The sequence below is a fragment of the Bacillus proteolyticus genome (assembly GCF_001884065.1).
Classification (GTDB): Bacteria; Bacillota; Bacilli; order Bacillales; family Bacillaceae_G; genus Bacillus_A; species Bacillus_A proteolyticus.
Map to the genome: position 1 here is coordinate 51,870 of NZ_MACH01000136.1, position 6,598 is coordinate 58,467.

Genomic DNA, 6,598 nt, shown 5'->3' on the forward strand with positions numbered 1-6,598 from the left:
AGCCTAGCCTCCTAATGTCAAACGAAGCGCTTCTCCTAAATTAGAAACACCTACTACCTCAATCCCATCTGGAATTGTCCATCCTCCCAAATTTTTTCTAGGAATAATAGCACGTTGAAATCCTAATTTCGCTGCTTCTTGTACACGTTGTTCAATTCTTGATACTCTTCTTATTTCTCCAGTTAGGCCTACTTCTCCTATTACCGCATCGGTTGGTGCAGTAGCTTTATCTCTGAAACTTGAAGCAATACTTAAGGCGACAGCTAAATCGATTGCTGGTTCATCTAATTTCAAGCCACCCGCAACTTTTAAATATGCGTCTTGATTTTGCAACAATAAACCTGTTCTTTTTTCTAGCACTGCCATAATAAGTGAAACGCGGTTATGATCAATTCCCGTCGCCATTCTTCGAGGATTCCCAAAACTAGTAGGGGAGATTAATGCTTGTATTTCTACTAAAACCGGTCTTGTTCCTTCCATTGAAGCGACCACTGTGGATCCTGCAACTCCAACTGGTCGTTCCTCAAGGAAAATTTCAGAAGGATTTAGTACTTCTGCAAGACCTAGTTCCTTCATTTCAAAGATACCCATTTCATTTGTGGAACCAAAACGGTTCTTCACAGCTCGCAAAATACGATATGTATGGTGACGATCTCCTTCAAAGTAAAGAACTGCATCAACCATATGTTCTAGCATACGTGGTCCTGCAATTGCCCCCTCTTTTGTCACATGTCCGACGATAAAAATAGGAATCCCTTTCGTCTTTGCAAGTTTCATTAATTCCGCTGTACATTCACGTACTTGTGCTACACTCCCTGGGGCTGACGTCACTTCAGGTAAATGTATCGTCTGAATGGAGTCAATAACAACAAAAGCTGGATTCATCTCTTCAATGTGCGCTGCAATTCGCTGTAAATCAGTCTCTGCTACAACAAATAGATTACTACCCTTTACATCCAAACGATCTGCACGAAGTTTAATCTGCTTTGCTGACTCCTCACCTGATATGTATAGTACATCATATGAAGAATCTGCTAATTGCGATGAAATTTGTAATAACAATGTTGATTTTCCAATCCCAGGGTCTCCACCAATAAGTACTAAGGACCCATCTACAATCCCACCACCGAGTACACGGTTAAACTCTTGGAATTTCGTTTCAATACGCGCCTCTGACTTTGTTTCTACTTCTGTTAGACGTCTTGGTTTTGTTACTTCTGATTGGATTGCATTGGCATAATTAAGGCGCCTTGATGATACAACCGGTTCCATCTCTTCAACAAGTGTATTCCATTGACCACATCCAGGACATTTCCCCATATATTTTGGTGACTGATAACCACATTCTTGACATGTAAACTTCGTTTTCTTTTTAGCCATATCTTTTTATAGTTCACTTCACTTTCATCTATAAACGTTTATCCTTCTCGTACAAGAAAGAGGGCTATCGCGTAGCCCTCTTTGTTTGTCTATACTTATTTTACCTTTTCCGCACTATGAATGACAAATGATTCTCCTTCTACATCAAAGATAACTTTTTGTCCTTTCTCAATAGCGCCTTTTAACAGTTCTTCTGACAGTCTATCTTCCACATGCTTCTGAATTGCCCTACGAAGTGGACGAGCACCGTATTCACGATCAAATCCTTTATCAGCAATCGCTGCAATCGCTCCTTCTGTTAGGTGTAATTCAATCTCTTGTTCTTTTAAGCGCTTCACTAACTGATTAACCATAAGTGTTACAATCTCTTGAATATGTTTTTTCTCAAGCATATGGAACACGATAATTTCATCAATACGGTTTAAGAATTCTGGACGGAATGCCTTTTTCAGTTCATCCATTACTTTACCTTTCATATCTGAATAATCGCGGCTCTCATCTTGTACGTTAAAGCCAAGATGTTTATTACGTTTTAACGCTTCTGCACCGACGTTAGACGTCATAATAACAATTGTATTACGGAAATCAACTGTACGCCCTTTAGAATCCGTTAAACGACCATCTTCTAATACTTGTAGTAAAATATTAAACACATCAGGATGAGCTTTCTCTACCTCATCTAATAGGACAACTGAATATGGCTTACGACGAACTTTCTCTGTTAATTGTCCACCTTCTTCATATCCAACATATCCTGGAGGAGATCCAACTAAACGAGAAGTAGAATGCTTCTCCATGTACTCAGACATATCGATACGAATCATCGCATCCTCATCACCGAACATAGATTCCGCTAACGCTCTTGCAAGTTCCGTTTTACCTACACCTGTTGGTCCTAAGAAAATAAATGAACCAATTGGGCGCTTCGGATCTTTTAATCCTGCTCTTGCACGACGAACAGCTTTTGCCACAGCTACGACTGCTTCATCTTGACCAATTAAACGATCATGTAAAATTGATTCTAAGTTTAATAATTTATCTGTCTCTGTTTGTGCAAGTTTAGAAACTGGGATACGTGTCCATGTGGAAACGACATTTGCAATGTCTTCTACTGTTACTTCTGAATTTTCTTTTCCTTGTTGCTCTTTCCACTGGCGTTTTGTATCTTCTAACTTTTCACGTAAACGTTGTTCCATATCACGTAAGGAAGCAGCTTTTTCAAATTCTTGACTTTGTACAGCTGCATCTTTTTCTTTTCTAATTTCCTCAAGCTTCACTTCAAGCTCTTTTAAGTTCGGCGGTGTTGTGTAAGAACGTAAACGTACTTTTGATGCAGCCTCATCAATTAAATCAATTGCTTTATCAGGTAAGAAACGATCTGTAATATAACGATCTGAAAGTTTTACAGCCGCATCGATTGCATCATCTGTAATAGATACACGGTGATGCGCCTCGTAACGATCACGTAAGCCTTTCAAAATTTGAATTGATTCCTCTAAACTCGGCTCATCAACATGGATTGGCTGAAAACGTCTCTCTAAAGCTGCGTCTTTTTCAATATATTTACGATATTCATCTAAAGTTGTCGCCCCAATACATTGCAATTCACCACGAGCTAAAGATGGTTTTAAAATATTTGACGCATCAATTGCACCCTCTGCTCCACCTGCACCAATTAATGTATGAAGCTCATCAATAAATAGAATAATATTGCCTGCTTGACGAATTTCATCCATCACTTTCTTTAAACGGTCTTCAAATTCACCACGATATTTCGTTCCAGCTACAACTGTCCCCATATCTAATGTCATAACACGCTTATCTCTTAAAGTTTCAGGAACTTCATTATTTACAATTTGCTGTGCTAATCCTTCTGCAATTGCTGTCTTACCTACACCAGGTTCTCCAATTAATACTGGATTGTTTTTTGTTCTACGGCTTAACACTTCAATTACACGTTGAATTTCTTTACTACGTCCAATAACAGGATCTAAACGATTTTCACGTGCAACAACTGTTAAGTCGCGTGCTAAACTGTCAAGTGTAGGTGTATTTGCATTTGTTGACGAACCGCCTTGGTGACCTGAACTAGCTTCGTTACTTCCAAGGAGTTGCAGTACTTGTTGCCTTGCCTTGTTTAGACTTACACCTAAATTGTTTAAAACACGTGCCGCTACCCCTTCACCTTCACGGATTAAACCAAGTAAAACATGTTCTGTTCCAACGTAGGAATGGCCCAGCTTACGCGCTTCATCCATAGACAACTCAATAACCTTTTTAGCACGAGGTGTGTAATGTACTGTTTGTGAAGCTTCTGTTCCACGCCCAATTAATGCTTCTACCTCTTTTTGAACTTTCTCTGGACTTAATCCAAGAGCAATTAACGCTTTTGCTGCAATCCCTTCGCCTTCGCGTACAAGCCCAAGTAAAATATGTTCTGTACCAATATTATTATGCCCAATGCGAATTGCTTCCTCTTGAGATAAAGCTAATACTTTCTGTGCTCGTTCTGTAAATCTTCCAAACATCATAGAAATCGCCTCCTACTTGCGCTTAGTTTTGTTCAATACGTAATCGCTCACGGATTAAGGTTGCTCTTCGGTAATCTCTTTCTTCTGGCCCTAAAGGCCCTCCTGCATATTGCTGCAAAATGCCTGGCTGAGTAAGGACCATTAACTCAGTCAAAATATTTCTTGATATCCCTTTTATATATCCTAGGTCAATACCAAGTCGTACATCTGATAAACAAGTAGCCGCTTCCGCTGATTGGATTAAACGACTATTGGAGAGTATACCGTAAGAACGATATACTTTATCTTCAAGCTCAATGCTCGAATTTTGTACGATTAATTCTCTAGCTATTTTTTCTTGTTGTATAATTTGTTGAATGACACTCTTTAAATCTGCAATAATATCTTCTTCTGCTTTACCTAGCGTCATTTGATTGGACACTTGAAATATATTACCTAACGCTTCGCTACCTTCACCGTATATTCCTCTTACTACTAGCCCTAATTTTTGAATTACCTGTATAATACGGTTAATCCTTTTCGTTAAAACGAGTCCCGGTAAATGAATCATTACAGAGGCCCTTAATCCTGTACCAACGTTAGTAGGACAACTCGTAATATATCCAAGTGATTCATCAAAAGCGTATTCAACTTCTTCCTCGATCCAATCATCTATTTGATTGGCACTCTGAAGCGCCTTTGATAACTGTAACCCTGAGAATAAGCACTGAATCCTAACGTGATCCTCTTCATTAAGCATGATACTAATATGTTCACTTTCTGATAGTAAACATGCTCCGTATTCTGTTCCTGCAAGATTTGGACTAATTAAATGCTTCTCAACTAAAACCCTCCTTTGAAGAGGATTTAATTCATTCATTTTTAATAGCTCAAACTTCCCAAAAGGTTCTACCGGTTTATTTACAAACTGCTTCTTAAATAATTCATGAATCTGTTTAGGTTCTTTCTCGTTTTGCATAGTAGAGAATTGATATTTTTTTAAATTACGAGCCAAACGAATTCGACTACTTAAAACAATATCAGAATCAGGGCCATCTCCCTTCATCCACGGACTAATTGCTTCGTTCATAATTCTGTCCAGTGACATAGAACTATTCCCCCTCTCTATGCTCACTAAGCTGATTTTCAAGACCTCGAATTTCATCTCGTATTTCAGCAGCTTTCTCAAACTCCTCTTTTTGTACAGATTGCTTCAGAGTGAGTTTTAGTTCATCTAATTCTTTCTTTAAGTGGATATTTCCTTCTATACGCTCTGGAATTTTTCCACAATGATTTGTATGTCCACCGTGTAGACGTTTTAATAATGGTTTTAAATGCTCTTTAAATGTATCGTAGCAAGAAGCACAACCAAAGCGTCCCACTTTTGTAAATTGTTCATATGTCATCTTACAATCTGGACATCTTAGTATATTTGTATTTGAAAATGTATTTTGTCCTTCTTCAAACATTGCTGATTCACCATGTAATAATCCAGCTAATAGTTCATTGAATGAAAAATTAGACTGCTGTGATTGAAAGAAAGACGTATAGCCACTTTGTTCTGCACATTGCTCACAAAGATGAACTTCCGCCTTTTTTTCGTTGATTACTTTTGTATAATGTAAAGTTGCTGGTCTTATATTACAATTTTGACAAGTCATCGCTATCCCCACCTTTACAACAGGAACGATCTATCTCATGATACTTTTCATACATTACTAGATTGTTCTCTTGCCTTAATCCATTTAATAAAAGCACATGTTGCCTTTCAAAATCTCTACAATATTAAACTGCATTATCTTAGTTATCATTTTTTACAAAAGTTATATTTATTTATATTTCAGTGTTCTTAACATTGCGCATAATATTCGAGCCCTAAGTTCATCTCGAGAAGGAACATCCATTAATAATACAGAACGATCTAGTACACTTAACATAAGTTTAGCTTCACGATTTGTTATGATGCCCTCTTCTATTAAACGTATAACCATACTTTCTGCATTTCCTTGTGCAACGCTATGATCAATCATATGAAGCATTTGATCAATAATGTCTATATCGTCATGCAGTTTGACTTTTATAATGCGAATGTAACCTCCTCCACCTCGTTTACTTTCTACTACGAATCCTCTTTCTAACGTAAAACGGGTATTGATTACATAGTTGATTTGAGACGGAACACAATCGAATCGATCCGCGATCTCATTCCTCTTGATTTCAATCACATTATTATTACTTAAGTCAATAACTTGCTTTAGATATTTCTCAATGATATCAGATATATTTCTCATTTATCCGCCACCTTTATTGACTTTGACTATCTTTGACTTTAATTATATACGTATTAAAAAAATTTGCAACTCTTTTGCTTATTCACTATCCTAGCCACATTTCACAATCTTTAATCAAAAGGACGATTCTTTAAGTAAAGATTTTTTAAATTACTATGAATTATAAAAGAAAACACGAAAAAACACGAGTCAAATGACTCGTGTTTTAGTTGCTTGGCGACGTCCTACTCTCACAGGGACAAGGTCCCAACTACCATCGGCGCTAGAGAGCTTAACTTCCGTGTTCGGTATGGGAACGGGTGTGACCTCTCTGCCATCATCACCAAACTATTGAAGGCATATTCCTTCAAAACTAGATAACATTGCTTCATATTATATGGTTAAGTCCTCGATCTATTAGTATTCGTCAGCTCCACA

The 6,598-nt window shown here is 37.6% G+C and carries 5 protein-coding genes and 1 rRNA gene; all 6 read right to left on the bottom strand.

Features of this window, described 5'->3' with window-relative positions; genetic code table 11:
- Positions 1–3: 3 nt before the first annotated feature.
- A complete protein-coding gene (radA, locus tag BAQ49_RS24235; protein WP_071747351.1) occupies positions 4–1,380 on the bottom strand; it encodes a DNA repair protein RadA in 1,377 nt (458 codons plus the stop codon).
- Between the two features lie 95 nt (positions 1,381–1,475).
- A complete protein-coding gene (clpC, locus tag BAQ49_RS24240; protein ID WP_071747352.1) occupies positions 1,476–3,911 on the bottom strand; it encodes an ATP-dependent protease ATP-binding subunit ClpC in 2,436 nt (811 codons plus the stop codon).
- 22 nt (positions 3,912–3,933) lie between these two features.
- Positions 3,934–4,998, bottom strand: coding sequence for a protein-arginine kinase McsB (gene mcsB / locus BAQ49_RS24245; RefSeq protein WP_071747353.1), 1,065 nt, complete (start codon positions 4,996–4,998; stop codon positions 3,934–3,936).
- A gap of 4 nt (positions 4,999–5,002) precedes the next feature.
- The gene (gene mcsA, locus BAQ49_RS24250; RefSeq protein ID WP_071747354.1) at positions 5,003–5,551 is read right to left on the bottom strand and encodes a protein-arginine kinase activator protein McsA; all 549 of its coding nucleotides are present in this window, start codon (positions 5,549–5,551) and stop codon (positions 5,003–5,005) included.
- 168 nt (positions 5,552–5,719) lie between these two features.
- On the bottom strand, positions 5,720–6,181 hold the full coding sequence (ctsR, locus tag BAQ49_RS24255; RefSeq protein WP_001244553.1) for a transcriptional regulator CtsR: 462 nt from the start codon (positions 6,179–6,181) through the stop codon (positions 5,720–5,722).
- Positions 6,182–6,392: 211 nt separating this feature from the next.
- Positions 6,393–6,508 (bottom strand): 5S ribosomal RNA (gene rrf, locus BAQ49_RS24260).
- Between the last annotated feature and the right edge of the window lie 90 nt (positions 6,509–6,598).